17 protein-coding genes are annotated in these 16,819 nt (G+C 58.1%); 8 read left to right on the top strand and 9 right to left on the bottom strand.

The window, feature by feature from the left end:
- Nucleotide 1 precedes the first annotated feature (1 nt).
- The 9 genes from ACFWW4_RS13765 to ACFWW4_RS13725 all read right to left on the bottom strand — a co-directional run bounded on the left by ACFWW4_RS13765 (nucleotide 2) and on the right by ACFWW4_RS13725 (nucleotide 7,967).
- The gene (locus tag ACFWW4_RS13765; protein WP_393933158.1) at nucleotides 2-1,087 is read right to left on the bottom strand and encodes a biopolymer transporter ExbB; all 1,086 of its coding nucleotides are present in this window, start codon (nucleotides 1,085-1,087) and stop codon (nucleotides 2-4) included.
- 151 nt (nucleotides 1,088-1,238) lie between these two features.
- Nucleotides 1,239-1,769 (bottom strand): gamma-glutamylcyclotransferase, encoded by a 531-nt coding sequence (locus tag ACFWW4_RS13760; RefSeq protein ID WP_411891390.1) that lies wholly within the window; start codon nucleotides 1,767-1,769, stop codon nucleotides 1,239-1,241.
- A gap of 57 nt (nucleotides 1,770-1,826) precedes the next feature.
- Nucleotides 1,827-2,360, bottom strand: a complete 534-nt coding sequence (gene idi, locus ACFWW4_RS13755) for an isopentenyl-diphosphate Delta-isomerase (protein ID WP_411891389.1) — start codon at nucleotides 2,358-2,360, stop codon at nucleotides 1,827-1,829.
- The gene (locus ACFWW4_RS13750) at nucleotides 2,357-3,538 is read right to left on the bottom strand and encodes a geranylgeranyl diphosphate reductase (RefSeq protein WP_411891388.1); all 1,182 of its coding nucleotides are present in this window, start codon (nucleotides 3,536-3,538) and stop codon (nucleotides 2,357-2,359) included. The genes idi and ACFWW4_RS13750 overlap by 4 nt, the downstream gene beginning before the upstream one ends.
- Before the next feature lie 3 nt (nucleotides 3,539-3,541).
- A complete protein-coding gene (locus ACFWW4_RS13745; RefSeq protein WP_411891387.1) occupies nucleotides 3,542-4,822 on the bottom strand; it encodes a BCD family MFS transporter in 1,281 nt (426 codons plus the stop codon).
- Nucleotide 4,823: 1 nt separating this feature from the next.
- On the bottom strand, nucleotides 4,824-5,729 hold the full coding sequence (gene chlG / locus ACFWW4_RS13740; RefSeq protein ID WP_411891386.1) for a chlorophyll synthase ChlG: 906 nt from the start codon (nucleotides 5,727-5,729) through the stop codon (nucleotides 4,824-4,826).
- Between the two features lie 145 nt (nucleotides 5,730-5,874).
- Complete coding sequence (locus ACFWW4_RS13735) at nucleotides 5,875-6,360, bottom strand: hypothetical protein (RefSeq protein WP_411891385.1); 486 nt, start codon at nucleotides 6,358-6,360, stop codon at nucleotides 5,875-5,877.
- A gap of 69 nt (nucleotides 6,361-6,429) precedes the next feature.
- Nucleotides 6,430-6,882, bottom strand: a complete 453-nt coding sequence (locus tag ACFWW4_RS13730; protein ID WP_411891384.1) for a MarR family winged helix-turn-helix transcriptional regulator — start codon at nucleotides 6,880-6,882, stop codon at nucleotides 6,430-6,432.
- Complete coding sequence (locus tag ACFWW4_RS13725) at nucleotides 6,879-7,967, bottom strand: Acg family FMN-binding oxidoreductase (protein ID WP_411891383.1); 1,089 nt, start codon at nucleotides 7,965-7,967, stop codon at nucleotides 6,879-6,881. The genes ACFWW4_RS13730 and ACFWW4_RS13725 overlap by 4 nt, the downstream gene beginning before the upstream one ends.
- Before the next feature lie 137 nt (nucleotides 7,968-8,104).
- Here ACFWW4_RS13725 and ACFWW4_RS13720 point away from each other — a divergent pair, with 137 nt between their 5' ends.
- The 8 genes from ACFWW4_RS13720 (at nucleotide 8,105) to ACFWW4_RS13685 (ending at nucleotide 16,558) form a co-directional block, all read left to right on the top strand.
- Nucleotides 8,105-8,887, top strand: coding sequence for a ThuA domain-containing protein (locus ACFWW4_RS13720; RefSeq protein WP_411891382.1), 783 nt, complete (start codon nucleotides 8,105-8,107; stop codon nucleotides 8,885-8,887).
- Nucleotides 8,884-9,933 (top strand): Gfo/Idh/MocA family protein, encoded by a 1,050-nt coding sequence (locus tag ACFWW4_RS13715; RefSeq protein ID WP_411891381.1) that lies wholly within the window; start codon nucleotides 8,884-8,886, stop codon nucleotides 9,931-9,933. Before ACFWW4_RS13720 ends, ACFWW4_RS13715 begins: the two co-directional genes overlap by 4 nt.
- 318 nt (nucleotides 9,934-10,251) lie before the next feature.
- A complete protein-coding gene (locus tag ACFWW4_RS13710) occupies nucleotides 10,252-10,638 on the top strand; it encodes a hypothetical protein (RefSeq protein ID WP_411891380.1) in 387 nt (128 codons plus the stop codon).
- An 82-nt stretch (nucleotides 10,639-10,720) separates the two neighbouring features.
- Nucleotides 10,721-11,557 (top strand): flagellar motor protein MotB, encoded by an 837-nt coding sequence (locus ACFWW4_RS13705; RefSeq protein ID WP_411891379.1) that lies wholly within the window; start codon nucleotides 10,721-10,723, stop codon nucleotides 11,555-11,557.
- Between the two features lie 98 nt (nucleotides 11,558-11,655).
- Nucleotides 11,656-12,975 (top strand): flagellar hook protein FlgE, encoded by a 1,320-nt coding sequence (locus ACFWW4_RS13700; RefSeq protein WP_411891378.1) that lies wholly within the window; start codon nucleotides 11,656-11,658, stop codon nucleotides 12,973-12,975.
- Nucleotides 12,976-12,997: 22 nt separating this feature from the next.
- Complete coding sequence (gene flgK / locus ACFWW4_RS13695; RefSeq protein ID WP_411891377.1) at nucleotides 12,998-14,446, top strand: flagellar hook-associated protein FlgK; 1,449 nt, start codon at nucleotides 12,998-13,000, stop codon at nucleotides 14,444-14,446.
- A 1-nt stretch (nucleotide 14,447) separates the two neighbouring features.
- Nucleotides 14,448-15,452, top strand: coding sequence for a flagellin (locus tag ACFWW4_RS13690; RefSeq protein WP_411891376.1), 1,005 nt, complete (start codon nucleotides 14,448-14,450; stop codon nucleotides 15,450-15,452).
- Complete coding sequence (locus ACFWW4_RS13685) at nucleotides 15,452-16,558, top strand: flagellar basal body P-ring protein FlgI (RefSeq protein ID WP_411891375.1); 1,107 nt, start codon at nucleotides 15,452-15,454, stop codon at nucleotides 16,556-16,558. The genes ACFWW4_RS13690 and ACFWW4_RS13685 overlap by 1 nt, the downstream gene beginning before the upstream one ends.
- The last annotated feature ends 261 nt before the right edge of the window (nucleotides 16,559-16,819 follow it).

The raw sequence follows: 16,819 nt of genomic DNA, 5'->3' as shown, positions 1-16,819 counted from the left end.
ATCAGCCCCTGTCTTTGATCGCATTGGCCAGCGTCAGCAGGTCCTTGCGCAGATCCCCGACGCTTTCCTGACGGCCCGCCGACATCTCTTCAAGAATGCGCAAAAGCTGCACGTCGATGGACCGCAGACGCATGCGGCTTTCCGCGTCGATGCCCTCCATTCCGCTATCGTCGAGCTTCTTAATCAGACGTTCCTGCCCGTCAGCAACACGTGTCAGCAATTCATGCGTCCCGTCATTGCGCGATGTCTGGGTCAGTTGCTCAACCGTCGCGGCGAGGCTGGCAAAGCGTTTGTCGTTTTCCTCGCGATCCTCGTCAATCTGGCCCATGCTCATCTGGATGGTATCCATCAACTCGCCCAACTGATCGACAAAGGCGGCCATGACGCCATGGTCAGCACCGCTGCCGCTCTCATCGCCCTCAAGACCGACGCGGGTGATGGTGGACATCCATTCTTCCAACTCGCGATAGAACCGGTTCTGGCCGTGGCCCGCGAACAGTTCCAGCAGGCCGACGACCAGCGATCCAGCGAGACCTAAAAGAGAGCTGGAAAAGGCCGTACCCATCCCGCCCAACTGACTTTCCAAGCCAGATTGCAGACGGGCAAATATATCGGCCCCGTCTTCGCCTTCGCCGGGATTGAGCGACCGGATGGTTTCAACCAGCGCTGGGACAGTGGTGGCAAGGCCATAGAATGTCCCCAGAAGTCCCAGGAAAATCAACACGTTGCCGATATAGCGCGTGATCTCGCGGTCTTCGTCGATCCGCTGGGCTACTGAATCGAGGATGGATCGGCTGGACGAAGATGAAATCTGCGTGCGCGCGCCACGCGACCGCAGCAGCGTGGCCAAGGGTGCCAGCAGGGATGGTGCGGTGCTGTAGGAATGCCCGCCCGCATCTCGTGCAAACCGTTCAATCCAGCGTACCGATTTGATCAGCAGGAACACCTGATTGAAACAGGACAATACCCCAAGCACAAAGACGGCCAGAATGACCCCGTTGAGGTAGGGGTTGGAGTTGTAGATCGCAATGATCTGGGCCTGCCCCAGATAGAAGCCAGCCCCGATCAGCCCGATCACGACGAACATGAACAGGATCTGTCGGATCGGCTGCGAAAACTGTGGCTGCGCCTTGGGTTCCCTTTTTTCGGACACGGGTCGCCTTATCTTTGTTACTGCTTCGCCCCGATTGGACCATAGGTGCAGCGCCCGAAAAACCCAAACGAAATCGCGGCGGGGGTCATGTTGCTGTTAAGGCACGCACACGGGTGACCAGCCATTCCATATCCTGATCGCGAATGCCCAGTTCCTGCAGGTGGTCGGCCGTATTGAAAAGGTACTCCGTGTTCGGGCCGCGCCCGCCCACGGCCCGCGCGATGATCTGTGCCTGTTTTTCGAGATCAAACTGACAATACTGCACATGATCACGGTTGATGATGTAGGCCAGCGCGGGAATGGTTTCGCCATCATCCGTGATCAGATCGACCGTGTCTTCGTAGTACGCGGACGATATCAATTCGCGCTCCCGCAATATGGTCAGCACAGCGTCCTCTTCCGTTTCCGCCACCTCAAACGCGACACCGGTGCATTGCCCATCGGGAAAGGTATCAAGGGCGAGCACGAGCCCCGGGTCTTCTTCGGAACCACGATGGTGGATCGACAGCATGCAGAAACTGCGGTGATAGTCGTGCAACCGCGCCTTGACCTTGCGGACAGGCGTAAAGCCCGGGTTCCATAGCAGTGACCCATATCCGAAAACCCAAAGCGCCATGATCACGTCCCCTTTTATGGCCCCATATCATTGGAACCATCGGGACGAAAAGGGCCGTCAGACGGCCCGCATCAGATCACCGAAGATGGCTGTGGTGTGGTCCTGCAGATAGATGCGCAGCCACGGCGTATATTGCGCCGGGTGGCGGGCGACATCGGCAGAAAGATCATAGAAATCGACCCACCGGGTGGCCATCACCTCGTCCGGGTTGGGCGCGATCTTCAGGCTGTCCGGCGCATCGGCGACGTAAACCTCGACCACCTCGTGTTCGATCAATCCATTGCCCACATCGGCCCTGTATTCAATCTGATCACGATAGCAGGGATAAAGCCCCTTGATCCCGAGTTCCTCGTCGAGCCGCCGCATGGCACAATCTGCCGGGTCTTCATTCCATGCGGGATGGGTGCAGCATGTGTTCGCCCAAAGCCCAGGCGTATGGTATTTCTCCATCGCGCGCTGCTGGATCAGCACGCGACCCCGGTTCATCACAAAGACGCTGACGGCCTTGTGCTTCAGGCCGCGTTTGTGCGCGTCGAGCTTTTCCACTGGTACCAGTTCACCATTAACCCAGGCCGGGATCATGATCGTCATGTGCGCAGTGGCGACACCAGCCGCGTCAGATGCGCGAGGTTCTTGATGCCGATTTTCAGATGGGCCATTGGGCGTGCCTTCACCAGTTTCTTGTTCATGTAAGCCTCAAAAGTCAGCTTTTGTACGTCCACATCGTGGCAGAGTGAGACAAACCGTTCACGCCGTTCGTCGCTGCGGTAATAGGCGTTTTGCATCGCGCCCAAAACCCTGAACACCTGTTTGTGTTCGCGCATGAAAAGTTTGCGGGCCAATTGCAAATCTTTTGCGCGCCCTGATGCCAAAGTGGCCGCAGCAGCGGTGGCTGCAACGCGCCCGCCCACCATCGCATAATAGATCCCTTCGCCGGATGAAGGGGCAACCACCCCCGCCGCGTCACCGGCCAACACAACATCCTTGCCGTTGTCCCATCGGTCCATCGGTTTCAGCGGAATAGGTGCGCCTTCCTTGCGAATGGTTTTGCAGTCAGTCAAGCCGGAGGCCGCGCGCAAATCTGCCGTCGCCTGCTTGAGGTCCACGGATTTCTGCATCGACCCCATCCCCACGCTGGCCTGTCCGCCGTGGGGAAAGACCCAGCCGTAGAAATCGGGGGAGATACGCCCGTCATACACCACATCGCAACGCAACGGATCATAGCTCTCTGTGCGATCCGGAGCCTCAATGATTTCGTGATAGGCGATTACATAAGGCGTCTTGTCGCCCCCGGGGACCTCTAACCGGGCCACGTTGGATCGTGCGCCGTCAGCGCCGACGATCAGCTTGGTTTCAAGCTTGATGACATTCCCGCTGATCTTATCCCGAAAGACGACTTTCGTGGCGTCGCCTTCCCGCTCGATCCCTTGAAAGGTGCCGGTATAACGGTGTGCGCCTGCATCCTTGGCCCGATTGCGCAGGAATTCGTCGAAATGTTCACGGTCGACCATGCCCACAAAGCCGTTTTCAATCGGGATATCCACGTGCCGCCCTGTGGGCGAGATCATGCGCGCGGTGTTGACCTTGGCGACCAGTTGTTCGTCGGGAATAAGGAAATCCTCGATCAGACGCGGTGGAATGGCGCCACCGCAGGGCTTGATCCGCCCGTCGCGGTCGATGAACGCAACCTTGTGCCCTGACCGTGCGAGGTCTTCGGCAGCGGTGGCCCCGGATGGGCCAGCGCCCACGACGACAACATCATATTGCATTGGCTATTCTCCCGGAACGAGGGTTACGGACGGCATGCGCCGATCCATGATTTTCGCGGCCATCGTCGCCGCCGCAACAAAAAGTGTGGCTTCAAAAAGGAACACCGATCCAAAGGCTTGGGTGTCAGTGAAGAGCGCACGCAGCACGTCAACCATCCCGGCCCCGACCAATCCGCCAAAGCCGGCGGCAACCGCCTGGGCAGCGCCCCAAAGGCCCATGCGCGTCCCTTCGCGTTGTTCACGGCCCTGTCCGGCCAACGCCATCATTGATCCAATGGCCGCAACAGCGAACATCCCGTTAAAGAACCCAAGACCGACAACAGCAGGGGTAAGCGGCGCAGCGGGCCCCAACGGCCCAAGCATGGCGATCACGGCCAGTGCAGCCGCAGATCCAAGACATCCGGCCATGACCCAATGACGCAACGCGCCTATTTTCAGGCCGGTCGCGAGGATACCGACGGTTAGCATCCCGATGAAAACGCCGCCATTTTGGGCGCCCGAAAGCGATGTGGACTGGCCCGGCGTGAATGCAAAGACAAGACCCGCATAGGGTTCCAGGATCAGTTCCTGCATGAAATAGGCGGTCATTGAAAGAAAGACGAACAAGGTGAAATTACGTGCCTTGCGTTCCTGCCAGACCTCGGCCAGCCCTTGGCGGAACGGCGTCGGATCAGGTTGGCGCACAGCGATCAGTTTCCTCTCGACCCCCCAGACGGCAAGGCAGGTCAGACCCGTGGCGGCGAGTACCACAATTCCCACGATCTTGATCAGTAATTGCGGTGTATATGGGTCGATCAGCTTGCCCACGACCCCTGCGGTCACAGCGATACCGAAGATCATCATCAGCCACGTAATTGTCGCTGCGGCGGCGCGGCGGTGCGGTGCGGTTGTGGTCGCCAGCAAGGCGAGCAGTGATGTACCGGATGCCCCGACCCCCAGCCCGATGAGCGCATAGGCAATGACCGAGATGACCATGCCAGCCGCAAAAGAGCTTTCCAAAACAAGCACACCAATAGCGGCAAGAAACGCACCAAACGCCAACATGGCCATGCCGCCGATGATCCAGCGTGTCCGGCGCCCGCCCGCGTCAGACGCAAACCCCCAATGCGGACGGGTCATTTGAATACCGTAGTGGAGCGCCACTAACAGACCGGGGAGGACGGCTGGCAGCGACAACTCCACTACCATCAACCTGTTCAGGGTTGATGTCGTCAGGACAACGATGGCGCCCAATGCCATCTGTACAAGGCCAAGCCGAAAAATCTGGAACCAGGACAGTGTCATTCTATCCTCCGATTGCGGTTGCGGCGATCATCATGCCGCTGATGTAAAAGAGAATGCCCATGCCCTGATACCAGGGGGTCTTGCCTTCGGGGTCACGCAGCAGCACGCGCATGGCGCCCAGCTGGACGGCCAACATCGCCATGACACCGAGCGCATGAATCTCGTGACCCCAATAAGTTAGAAGACCAACCACGATGACCTGCGGTACAGCCATGATCCAGCATGCAACGCGGGCAGCGCGATCAGGACCAAGCGTAACGGGAAGTGATTTCAGGCCGGTAGCGCGGTCGCCTTCGATGGCCTTGAAATCATTCAGTGTCATGATGCCATGCGCACCGAGGCCGTAAAGCACCGCAATCACAATCACCTGCAGGCTTGGCGCGCCAGCACTGACGACCGCGGCGCCCGTGATCCAGGGCAGGGTTTCATAGGCAAGGCCACATAACCCCGGCCCCCACCAACCGGACCGCTTGGCCCGGATCGGTTCGGCAGAATAGGCCCAGGCGGCCAGCACGGCGAGGATCGTCGCGCCAAAGCCCCACGGCCCAAGCTGGTAGCCGACAATCAGGCCCAGCGCGGTCATCGCCAGCGCGATATAAAGGCCCCAGCGCCCGGGGATCCGCCCGGATGGAATCGGGCGGTCGGGTTCGTTGATGGCGTCCACGTGTCGATCACACCAATCGTTGGCCGCCTGCGACATCCCGCAAACGATAGGTCCGGCCAGGATGACGCCAAGGATAACAAAAAGCCATTGACCAGAGGGGCTTACACCTGATGAAACTACGCCACAAAGATAGGCCCACATGGGGGGAAACCACGTCACCGGCTTGATCAGCCGCAATGCCGCGCGGGGTTCTGGCCAGCGGCGCGAGGTCGTGCTGATCTGTAAATCCGACGTGACACTCATATTGTCAGTTTAGTGTGACAATAGCCTTGCTCGCAAGTGTAAAGGCGGGTTGACACTGCGCTATCGTGTCACTGCGCGATGCGCGGGAAAGCCATGGTGGCAAAGACGCGCTGGCGCAACGTCGAAATGGGCTGTTGATGGGATTTCAGGTCGCGGGCGGTTCCTGCGCTGAAGCCTTGCGCTGCCGGATAGCAACCCGCGCCGGGACAGACACAAAAACGATCATGGCGGCAACCAGAAGCACGCTGGTCAGGAAGCTGAATCCAAACAGTACGCTGACGTTGTAACGCTTCGACAAAGGCGCCTGAAGTATCTCGGTATAGGTGATCGATTCCACCTGACTGAGGGCTGCATGGATGATCGCCGCCTCTGTCAGGAAGGCGGCAATCCCGAACCCGACGATCACCAGAACCCGAAAAATCCACCACTCCACGGCTGATCGCTGTCCCGTCATCCACTGGGCCGCAAAGGAAGATATGAAAAGAGGCGCGAGCGCAAAGATGGGAACAGTCGTGCTGGGATAGAATTTGATGCCATAGACCGGCGCGAAGTAAAACAACCCGACCAGAACCAGCCAGAACAGGCTGGCCATGCCAACGAGGACGAAAGCGGCTTTATAAATTGGAGTCATGGTCCGGTCTTTTTGATTGGGCGTGGTCAGGCGATCACTACCCGAAGGGTTAGCCAGCTTCAAAGGACGTTATTCGTCGCGCGCCTGATCCAGGTATTGCCGCAGCTTTTCAAGGATGGGGAGTACGCGATCCAGATCCGCGGGAGAGACCACCTCTGCGACTGCACGTAAATCCGGCGCGAGGGCGGTAATGGTTTCTTCGCGCAAGGTACGGCCCGCATCGGTGATCCAGACGCATTTCGATCTGGCGTCTTTCGGGTTGGGCCGGATGTCCACCAGCCCATGCTTTTGCAGACCGCCTAATGTATGGGTCATCGTTGTCTTGGGTACCTGGAATGCCCGCGCCAGAACCAGCGGCGTTTGCCCATCCCGGACGCGGATCAAGTGGTTCAGCACCGAGAAATGTGGGGCGATGATCCCATCGGGCAGCTGCGCCTCAAGAAAGGCGCGGCTGAGCTGTTCGATGATCCCGATTTCGTTGAAGAAGGTGAAGTACCTTCCGGTTTGGATGGTTTGGGTCAAATCAATCGCGTCTCCAGTGGCCAGCGTGGCGTGCGGGGGATTTGCGGACCGTAGCCCAAGCGCCCGAGTAACTGAACAGTCTCGCCATCCTTTGCCAACAATTCGTGAGCGGCGGCATAGTGTTCGGCCATTTGTGGATATTCCTGCAACGCCTGCGAGACGGGATGCAAGGCAAGCCCTGCCAGTGTCGTTGCCAGGTTAAGCCGCAGCCATTGCCGTCCGGCCATGATCTGGTCAGCACGGGTATTTGTGGGCGAGGTCAGGACCGCATAGGCTGGAGTTGCGTGCAGCATTTCGTCGTAGATAGCCACGCCCTGCTGAAAGCCGGTGCTTTCCCGATCCAGCTGCTGCTCGCGGTTCAGCAGCCCCACCAGCATCAGGCTTTCCAAGAATGGCCCGCCCAGGTCGATCCCGTCGGGATTGGCGTTGATCTCGGCCTTGCCAAAGCGCATCAGATCGACACTTTCCTTATGGGTCGGGGGATAGGCAAGCTCGGCCAGCCAGGCCTGCCACGTCAGGTCCTTGATCGCCGCGACCTCGGCCTGATCAGTGACAATGGTCGCATAGCTGCCCAGACTTTCCGCCAGTTCAGTTGGGACCGGTCGATCCTCGAATCGTTCCTTGCAGGAACGACGGTCCAGAATGGCGTCGAACAGCGGGTCAGGCGTGCCGCCATTGGCGAATGTAGCGACGGCCGCTGGCCCGTCTTCTCCATCGGGATATATGTCAAAGCTGACCTCGTTTCCCTGTTGGGCAGCGGCGATTTTCATCTGTTCCAGAAAACAACCGAGGCTAACCACCAATTGCCTGTGAAACGGGTCGGTTTCAGGTAACTCGCGGGTTTTGTCCCGCCAGAGGGTCACTGTGTCATCACCCTCCAAACCAACCAGCCACGGTTGAATGTTATGGGCATTGGGTGCCAGCAGCGCATAGGACAGCGCCCATTTGCGCGGATCGTCGTAACCGCCTGCTGCGTCCCAAGGTGCGATTGCCGCATAGGGTGTCCGCGTTCCCAGAAATGTGCCGGCGGCCACAATCGTGCCGCCCCCGATGAGTGCCAGTGCCTTACGTCTGGTGAGAGCCATAATGTTATCCTCATTTGATGCGATATCGTATTAAATAGTGCGATATCGTATCAATATCAAGTCCATTTTATCGCGCTTGTATTTCTTTCTCTTTCGTCGCAACGTCGCCCCAAAGCGCTTTGAGAGGAGGGTGACCAATGACAATCCGCACGGTCGTCTGGGGTGAGAATGTTCATGAGCAGACCAGTCAAATCGTCGCCGATATCTATCCGCGCGGGATGCATGCGGCGATTGCCGATACGTTGCAGGGTGACGATATCTCGGCGACTACCGCCACCTTGCAGGAACCGGAACACGGTCTTCCAGAAGATCGTTTGGCGCAGACCGATGTGCTGATCTGGTGGGGCCATGCCGCCCATGGCGATGTAGCTGATGAAGTGGTCGAACGTGTGGCCACGCATGTGCATGCGGGCATGGGTCTGATCCTGCTGCATTCGGCCCATTTCGCCAAGATTTTCAAGCGCCTGATGGGCACCCCCTGCAACCTGACTTGGCGCGAGGCAGGCGAAAGGGAGCGGCTATGGGTAACCACTCGCAATCATCCGATTGCCGCGGGCCTGCCCGATCATTTCGAACTTGAGCAGGAAGAAATGTATGGTGAGCCCTTTGGTGTACCCGAACCGCTGGAAACGGTCTTCATCAGCTGGTTTCAGGGCGGCGAGGTGTTCCGGTCCGGCCTGACCTATAAGCGCGGCGCAGGGAACGTGTTCTATTTTCGTCCCGGGCATGAAACCTACCCGACCTATCACGATCCCAATGTGCAGACCGTTCTGCGCAATGCCGTGCGCTGGGCGCACAACCCGGCCCCTCGGGTGATCGGTGTGAATGAGGCCCCCAACGTGCCGGCCGATCAGGCGCTAGAGCCGTTAGAGGCGCGCGGTCCACGGTTGCACCGCGATGGTGAGGAAGGGTTTAGATGATCCGCGTTCTGATCGTCGGCACCGGAGCCATGGCCAGCGCCCATGCGGAGGCTTATGCTGAGATGGATGGGGTTGAGGTCGTCGGCGGCGTGGACACCAATGCTGACAATCTGACTGCGTTTCAAGCCAAACACGGCGTTCCAGAGGGCTTTACCAGCGTGGCCGAGGCCTTGCAGTGGGGTGATTTTGATGCGGCATCCAACGTCACACCCGATGCCGTCCATCATCGCACCACCTTACCATTGCTAGCAGCTAGAAAACATGTGCTTTGCGAGAAACCTCTGGCAACCAATCAGGCTGATGCCGCCGAGATGGCAGCGGCAGCACAGGCGGCAGGTGTGGTGAATATGGTCAACCTGACCTATCGCAATGTGCCTGCACTGATGCATGCCGCCGCAATGGTATCCCGCGGTGATATCGGCGCCGTCCGCCATTTCGAAGCCGCCTATCTGCAAAGCTGGCTGACCCAGCCCGCATGGGGCGACTGGAGAACCGAAGGCCAGTGGCTCTGGCGTTTGTCAGCCGCCCATGGATCCATGGGCGTGTTGGGGGATGTGGGCGTACATATTCTGGATTACGCAACATTTGCCGCCGGATCAGATGCCACCCGTGTCTCCTGCCGTCTGGCGACCTTTGACAAAGCCCCGGATAACCGGATCGGGGATTATACGCTGGATGCCAATGACAGCATGACCATGCATTTGGCACTGCAAAATGGGGCGATAGGTGTTATCCATGCCAGCCGTTTTGCCAGCGGACATCTCAATGACCTCAGCTTGCGCCTGTTCGGCACAAAGGGTGGTCTGGATGTGCGGTTTGAAGGACGTGACAGCAGGCTACGCGCCTGTTTGGATGACAACCTGCAGAGCGGTCAGTGGATCGACGTCGAAACACCAGCGGTTGAGACAAATTTTCAGCGCTTTATCTCTGCCATCCGCACCGGTGATCCGGTCCAGCCCAGCTTCGCACATGGCGCGGGTCTGCAACGAGTGCTGGATCTTGCGGTGCTGTCGGACACAAATGGCGCCTGTGATCAAGTCGTATAATCAGACCACCGTACGGTCCCCGTTTTTGACTTTGCAGCCTGTTTGAGGTTGAGTTCCCGAATGTCACGCACGTTGCATGACAAAGGAGCCCCATGACCGCCATTGCGCATGCCCCAGTAACACATTCCGCCCAGTTACCCTCCAGATTAAACCGACGCGTTGATACTGCCGTATGCGCACCGATTGCCAGATCTGGTGCGGCGGTCGGATACCTTCTGGAAAGGATGCAATGCTATGGCCGTGATCCTGTTTGATGAGTGTTTTGTTATGTGCGGGTTCGTCACATTCGGTGACAGCGCCCGAAAAGAAAGGTCCTAAATGAATGAAATTCTTGTGCCGCTGGCCGCCGTAGACCTGATTGACCGACTTGCTGTTCTGACACTCGCTTCAGAAAACGGCAGCGATGGATCGGTCTTGCAGCAGCGCGACATCCTGCGGCGCACGATTGATCGCGCACTGCCCGCCGATGACGAACTATGCGCCTTGCGCACAGGCCTTTACGAGGCTTATGCAGATATGGAAACCTTGCGAGGCGATCTGCGTCGTTGCGAGGATCTTTCGGACTTTGGCCCAGGCTTTGTGGCCTTGACGCGATCCTATCTCGAAATTCTCGATCAGCGCGATCAGATCAAATCCGATATTGCTGCGCGCCTGCGGCAAATACAGATGGATAGCACAAGCTCCGTATCTCCCGAAAAAGAGTGATTTGCGTTAAATTGTTACCTTAAGCCTGCCTTCACTTCCGTCCGGTTACCACCTGTTCTGGGTGAAAACTGAGGTGGTGAAAATGAGTGCAGGATCAAATGCGCCGGTCATAATCAAACGCAAAAAGGTTGTGGGTGGCGACGGGCATCACGGCGGGGCGTGGAAGGTTGCCTATGCCGACTTCGTGACCGCGATGATGGCCTTTTTCATGCTGATGTGGCTTCTGAACGCAACAACAGAACAACAGCGCAAGGGGATTGCCGATTATTTCTCCCCTACCATCCCGATCAACCGGGTATCTGGCGGTGGGTCCGGCGCCTTTGGCGGCGACAATATCTTTACCGAAGAAACACTGGCCCAGAGCGGAACTGGCATCAATCAACCGACCATCGGTTTGAACCCGATCCGGTCGGAAAGCGACGCCGAAGGCGATGCAGCAGAGGCCGCGCAGGTCGTAGCCCTGCGCGATATTGAGGCTGTGCTGTTCGGCCAGGGCGGCGAAAGCATGGTATCCGAACAGGCACTGCGCCATATCGTGACCCGCCTGACCGATGAGGGGCTGGTCATCGAAATCTTTGATTTGCCTGGCGCGACCCTGTTTGACGCTGACACCGCGACCCCCAATCCCGTCATGCGCGAGATCGGTGCGATCCTTGCCCGGCTTTTCCAAAGCGTCAGCAATCCGGTCGCTGTCAAGGGGCACCTGCAGGCCAGGTCGGTTCTGAAGGTCGACAACCCGGTCTGGGAACTTTCCACCAGCAGAGCCCAGCAGATGCGGATCATGCTGGAGGATGGCGGCCTGAATCCGCAGCGCATTGCGCGCATCACCGGCGAGGGTGACAGGCGCCCTGCCGTGGCCGACGCAACCGCCCCCCGCAACAATCGGGTCGAGATCGTCCTGATCCGCAGTGACCGCTGAGAAAACTTGGATTGCATTTTACACGTTAGGGGGACGTTAAGCCCGGAGGGTTAGGCATTGGAAAACTTTGATGTCATCCCGACGCAGAAAGGCTCATAATGACGATTTCTTCTTCCCTGAATGCAAGTGTTGCTGGCTTGGCGGCGAATGCGTCCCGTCTGGCAACGATTTCGGACAACATCTCGAACTCTTCGACATATGGCTATAAACGGGCAGTCACCGATTTTCAGTCGATGGTCATTGAAAGCGGTCAGGGTACCTATTCAGCGGGTGGTGTGCGCACCACTACCGCCCGTCTGATCGACGAACGGGGGGCATTGGTATCCACATCAAACCCAACCGATCTGGCGGTCAGGGGGCGGGGCATGCTGCCCGTAACCTCGGAAACCTCTGTCGCTGTGAACAACGGTGAAAATCCGCTCTTCCTGACAACAACAGGGTCCTTCCGCCCGGATGCGCAAGGGTACCTGCGCAGCCCGGGGGGGCTGGTCTTGCTAGGCGTGCCTGCCTTGCCGGATGGTACCATCCCCAACTATCCGCGCGATTCCATTGACGGGCTGGTGCCTGTCCAGATCAACGCCAACCAATTCGCTGGTGAGGCGACAACGCGTGTGGATCTTTCCGTCAATCTACCGGCAACTTCGACAAGGGAAGGATCCCCTGGGGATTCCGAATCGCTATCGGTCGAGTATTTCGACAACCTGGGCGCATCTTCCAATCTGTCCTTCACATTCACACCAACCGTGCCCGCCAATGGCGCCTCCAATGAATGGACCATGGTGATTACTGACAGCGAAACCGATGTGGATGCCAACGGGATTCCCGATGTCGTGGGCGAATACACCCTGCAATTTGACGCCTCCCGTGGTGGTGGTGGCACATTGTTGAGCGTGGCGACAACCTCTGGCGGGCCCTATGACCCGGCAACGGGCATATTCACCATCGCTGTCGATGGTGGTCCGATGGAAATCAACATTGGTGAGGTGGGCAGTTCGATCGGGCTGACACAGCTATCGGATGCCTTCGCGCCGGTTTCAATTTCAAAGAACGGCACACCGGTCGGCAGTCTGACATCGATCGAGGTTGATCAGAACGGATTCGTCAGGGCGTCCTTTGATATTGGCATCAACCGGGTTCTGTATCAGATTCCGCTGGTTGATGTGCCAAATGTGAACGGTCTGGAAACGCTTGACCAGCAAAGCTATCGGGTAACGCCTGACAGTGGCACATTCTTTTTGTGGGATGCCGGCGATGGGCCAACTGGCGATATCGTCAGCTTTGCCCGCGAAGAATCGGCAACTGATGTGGCCGGCGAACTGACCGAGCTGATCCAGACCCAGCGCGCCTATTCATCTAACGCCAAGGTGATCCAGACCGTGGATGAGATGCTGCAGGAAACCACCAATATCAAGCGTTAATCTGACCACGATTGGATAACCGATGAGTATCTCCAGCGCCCTCAACAACGCCCTGTCCGGTTTGTCGGTGACATCGCGGATGGCCGAAACCGTATCATCCAACCTGTCAAACGCCCTGACAGATGGTTACGGACGCCGGTCTCTCGAACTGTCTTCAGGACAAATCGGGGGCGTTGGCGGGGGCGTCAAGATTGAAGCGATGAATCGCTTCGTCGATGCGGGTATCCTGGCAGATCGGCGGCTGGCTGATGCCGCGCTCAGCGGTCAGCAACAGGGTGCCCAGACCCTGAACCAGCTGGAACAGACACTTGGTGGGCCGGACGACCCCGCCGGGCTGGGTGGCCGACTGGCCCAGTTCGAACGAGCCCTGATCAGCGCCGCCAGCGACCCCGCATCCGAGACGCGTCTTGCCACGGTTGTTTCGCGCCTTGGCGATGTTACAGACACGCTTCAGGCCAACACCCGCAGTATCCAATCCATCAGACAAGAGGTCGATGGCGCGATCGCGCGTGATATCGATGTCTTGAATAACGCCTTGATCCAGGTCGAAAATCTGAACGGTGATATTCTGCGATTGAAATCCACCGGCAACGATGTCTCAGCGCTGCTTGATGCGCGCCAAAACGTTGTGGACCAGATTGCCGAGATCGTCCCTATCCGCGAATTGCCACGCGACAACGACACCATCGGGTTGATGACAACGACAGGCACAACCCTGCTTGACGGGCGAGCCGTACAATTCGGCTTTGAACGCACACCAACCATCACGGCAGACATGACGCTGACATCCGGCGCCCTTTCAGGGATCACGCTGGATGGGGTGCCCCTCGATCCGACGACAGGTATCGGGCGCCTGGATGGTGGGTCGCTTGACGCGTCCTTTGCCATGCGCGACGCAACCCTCGTCGAAGCGCAGGCATCACTAGATGAAATTGCCGCTGATCTGATCGTCCGTTTTCAGGATCCAACGAATGACCCCACATTGACAGCAGGCGATGTGGGCCTGTTGACCGATCAGGGCAGCCCATTGAATACCGCCGATGTTCCGGGACTTGCAGGCCGGATCAGCATAAACGCAGCAGTCGATCCTGCAGCAGGCGGCACGCTCAGCCTGCTGCGAGATGGTCTGAATGCGGCGGCTCCCGGCCCAACAGGAAACGCGGCACAACTTGAGCGCTGGATCGATGCACTCGGCGCCGCGCGCGCGGATTTACCCGGTGCGGCCAGCCGATCAGCTGCTGGACGGATCGCTGATTTTACCGCGCAGGTCGGTTCGAGTCGGCTGAAGGCCGAAGAAAAGCTCAGCTTTACTGCGGCGCGCTGGGACACGCTGCGCGAGGCGGAACTCGCCACCGGTGTCGACACCGACCTCGAATTGCAAAACCTGCTGCGGGTCGAACAGGCCTATGCCGCCAATGCCAGGGTCATTCAAACCGTTGATTTCATGATGCAACGCCTGATGGAGATTTAGGATGCCAGTCGTTTCGGTGGGCGATATGGCCCAACAATTCATATCAATGCGTAATGGTAGCACGATCAAAACCGATCTGGCCCGACTAACCGAGAGCCTTTCCACGGGGCGTGTCACAGATATCACTGCAGAGCTTGGCGGTGAGACAACGCGCCTGTCCGGCATAAACTACAGCCTGGCGCAACTGGATGGTTATGAACAGGCCGGACGCGAAACCGGTTTGATGCTCATAAACATGCAAACGCTGCTGAACAAGGTCGACGCCACCCGGGGCGAAACCGGCGCGCGGCTCCTGCTGCTGAGCGACAGCAGTACCGGCGATCAGATCGACGAGGCGGCGCGCGCCGCAGGCAGCGCTTTTGAAACCATTGTCAATACCTTGAACACCCGTCTTGCCAACCGGACTCTGATGGGCGGAAACGAGGTTGACGCGCCAGCACTGGCAGCGGCCGACGATATGCTGGCAGACATTCGAACTGCCCTGGCGGGCAGCACGACGGTGGCTGACATCACCGCAGGTATTGATGCCTGGTTTGATGACCCGATGGGCAGCTTTACCACGATGGGATATCTGGGTGACACAGGACCCGCGCAACAGAAACGAGTTTCTGAAAACAAGCGCTTTCATATTGATATCCGGGCCGATGATCCGGCGATCAGGGATGTGCTCAAGGCTGCAGCCCTTGCCGCTGTCGCCAGCGAGCTGCCGGGCCTCGATGACCGCGCGAAATCTGGCCTTTTGCAAGAGGCCGGCCTACGCATGTTCAGCTCCGCCAGCGGGATTGTAGCCGCACAATCGCGCATCGGTTTTGTAGAGGCCGGTGTGGAACAAGCTCTTGTTGAAACCGGTGCGCAAAGGGCTGCGTTGGAGATGTCCAAGAATGACCTGATCTCGGCCGATCCTTTTGACACGGCATCAAAATTGCAAAATGTGCAGTTGCAGCTTGAGACGCATTATAGCGTCACGGCCCGTCTGTCTCAGTTGAGCTTGCTGGACTACATCTGATGGCTGTTTTTCGGTTGATCTTCGCGCTTGTTTTTCTGATTTTTCCGCTTGCCGCGCAGGCAACACCAATTCGGATCAAGGATCTGGTAGAGTTTGACGGCGTCAGGTCAAATGATCTTGTTGGTTATGGTCTCGTTGTCGGTTTGAACGGAACTGGCGACGGGCTGCGCAATTCACCTTTCACGGAAGAGATGCTCAGCAACATCCTTGAACGGCTGGGTGTCAATGTAACCGGTGAACAATTCAGACCCAAAAACGTGGCAGCGGTTCTGGTCACGGCAAGCTTACCCCCCTTCGCGCGGGCGGGCAGCCCGCTGGATGTCACCGTTTCCGCCATTGGCGATGCCAACAGTCTTCTTGGCGGCACACTGATCATGACACCGCTCAACGCAGCGGATGGCGACATCTACGCCGTTGCCCAGGGAACCATCATCGCGGGTGGGGCATCGGCGACAGGTGAAGGTGCAACCGTGATTCAGGGCGTTCCCACGGCCGGCGTCATTCCCTCCGGCGCCACGATCGAACGGGAAGTGGCCTTTGACTTCTCGGGCATGACGACGTTGCGACTAGCGTTACGAACACCGGATTTCACGACTGCCGGCCGTATTGAGCAGGCAATCAATCAGAATTTCAGCCGTACTGTCGCTATCATGCTTGATGCGGGGACCGTCGAACTGAACATACCCGCGACGCGCATGCGGTCGCCCGCCCACGCATTGGGCCGGATCGAGAACATTCTGGTTGAACCAGAACGACGCGCGCGGGTCGTGGTGGACCAGCGGTCCGGCACCATCGTCATGGGCGAGGACGTAAGGATCAGCCGCGTGGCGGTCAGTCAGGGCAACCTGACATTACGCATTCAGGAGACACCTTTGGTCGCGCAACCCAATCCGTTCTCGCCCGGTGAAACCGTGATCGTCCCCCGCACGAACGCGGCCATCGTGGACGAACCGGGCATTGGCCTTGCCGAAGTCCGCGAAGGTACATCGCTGAGCGAGGTTGTGGCCGGCCTAAACGCGCTTGGTGTCGCACCACGCGATATGATTGATATTCTAAAAAGCATCAAAGCCAGCGGCGCACTGCATGCGGAGTTTATGGTGAGGTAGCTGGGATGTCTGAGAGACCATCAAACGGTTCAATTCGAAAGTTAGGCCAAAAGACGGCATTGAAGATGACAAATTGAACTCGATCTTCCGAAAAGATAAGGCCGCAGGCGGCGACCAGAATGCTAAATTGCCGTATCTTAGGGTCAGGGCCGATTGATTTCTTTTATGCGGCTTGCTTCACCGGTTGAAAATCGAGTGGTGATCTGAGCGACTTATAGTGGCTCGATGGCGCGCCTTGAGCCCCACTTTCCGAAGTGTCAT

This window comes from Yoonia sp. SDW83-1 (assembly GCF_046762885.1).
In the GTDB taxonomy this organism is placed as follows: Bacteria; Pseudomonadota; Alphaproteobacteria; order Rhodobacterales; family Rhodobacteraceae; genus Yoonia.
Note: the sequence above shows the minus strand (reverse complement) of the source record. Positions and strands in the feature narration are given on the sequence as shown.

Excerpts from the sequence above, each read along its gene's own strand:
- ACFWW4_RS13765 (WP_393933158.1), bottom strand. The coding sequence starts at position 1,087 with ATGTTCGTCGTGATCGGGCTGATCGGGGCTGGCTTCTATCTGGGGCAG.
- ACFWW4_RS13760 (WP_411891390.1), bottom strand. The coding sequence starts at position 1,769 with ATGGCGCTTTGGGTTTTCGGATATGGGTCACTGCTATGGAACCCGGGC.
- idi (WP_411891389.1), bottom strand. The coding sequence starts at position 2,360 with ATGACGATCATGATCCCGGCCTGGGTTAATGGTGAACTGGTACCAGTG.
- ACFWW4_RS13750 (WP_411891388.1), bottom strand. The coding sequence starts at position 3,538 with ATGCAATATGATGTTGTCGTCGTGGGCGCTGGCCCATCCGGGGCCACC.
- ACFWW4_RS13745 (WP_411891387.1), bottom strand. The coding sequence starts at position 4,822 with ATGACACTGTCCTGGTTCCAGATTTTTCGGCTTGGCCTTGTACAGATG.
- chlG (WP_411891386.1), bottom strand. The coding sequence starts at position 5,729 with ATGAGTGTCACGTCGGATTTACAGATCAGCACGACCTCGCGCCGCTGG.
- ACFWW4_RS13735 (WP_411891385.1), bottom strand. The coding sequence starts at position 6,360 with ATGACTCCAATTTATAAAGCCGCTTTCGTCCTCGTTGGCATGGCCAGC.
- ACFWW4_RS13725 (WP_411891383.1), bottom strand. The coding sequence starts at position 7,967 with ATGGCTCTCACCAGACGTAAGGCACTGGCACTCATCGGGGGCGGCACG.
- ACFWW4_RS13720 (WP_411891382.1), top strand. The coding sequence starts at position 8,105 with ATGACAATCCGCACGGTCGTCTGGGGTGAGAATGTTCATGAGCAGACC.
- ACFWW4_RS13715 (WP_411891381.1), top strand. The coding sequence starts at position 8,884 with ATGATCCGCGTTCTGATCGTCGGCACCGGAGCCATGGCCAGCGCCCAT.
- ACFWW4_RS13710 (WP_411891380.1), top strand. The coding sequence starts at position 10,252 with ATGAATGAAATTCTTGTGCCGCTGGCCGCCGTAGACCTGATTGACCGA.
- ACFWW4_RS13705 (WP_411891379.1), top strand. The coding sequence starts at position 10,721 with ATGAGTGCAGGATCAAATGCGCCGGTCATAATCAAACGCAAAAAGGTT.
- ACFWW4_RS13700 (WP_411891378.1), top strand. The coding sequence starts at position 11,656 with ATGACGATTTCTTCTTCCCTGAATGCAAGTGTTGCTGGCTTGGCGGCG.
- flgK (WP_411891377.1), top strand. The coding sequence starts at position 12,998 with ATGAGTATCTCCAGCGCCCTCAACAACGCCCTGTCCGGTTTGTCGGTG.
- ACFWW4_RS13690 (WP_411891376.1), top strand. The coding sequence starts at position 14,448 with ATGCCAGTCGTTTCGGTGGGCGATATGGCCCAACAATTCATATCAATG.
- ACFWW4_RS13685 (WP_411891375.1), top strand. The coding sequence starts at position 15,452 with ATGGCTGTTTTTCGGTTGATCTTCGCGCTTGTTTTTCTGATTTTTCCG.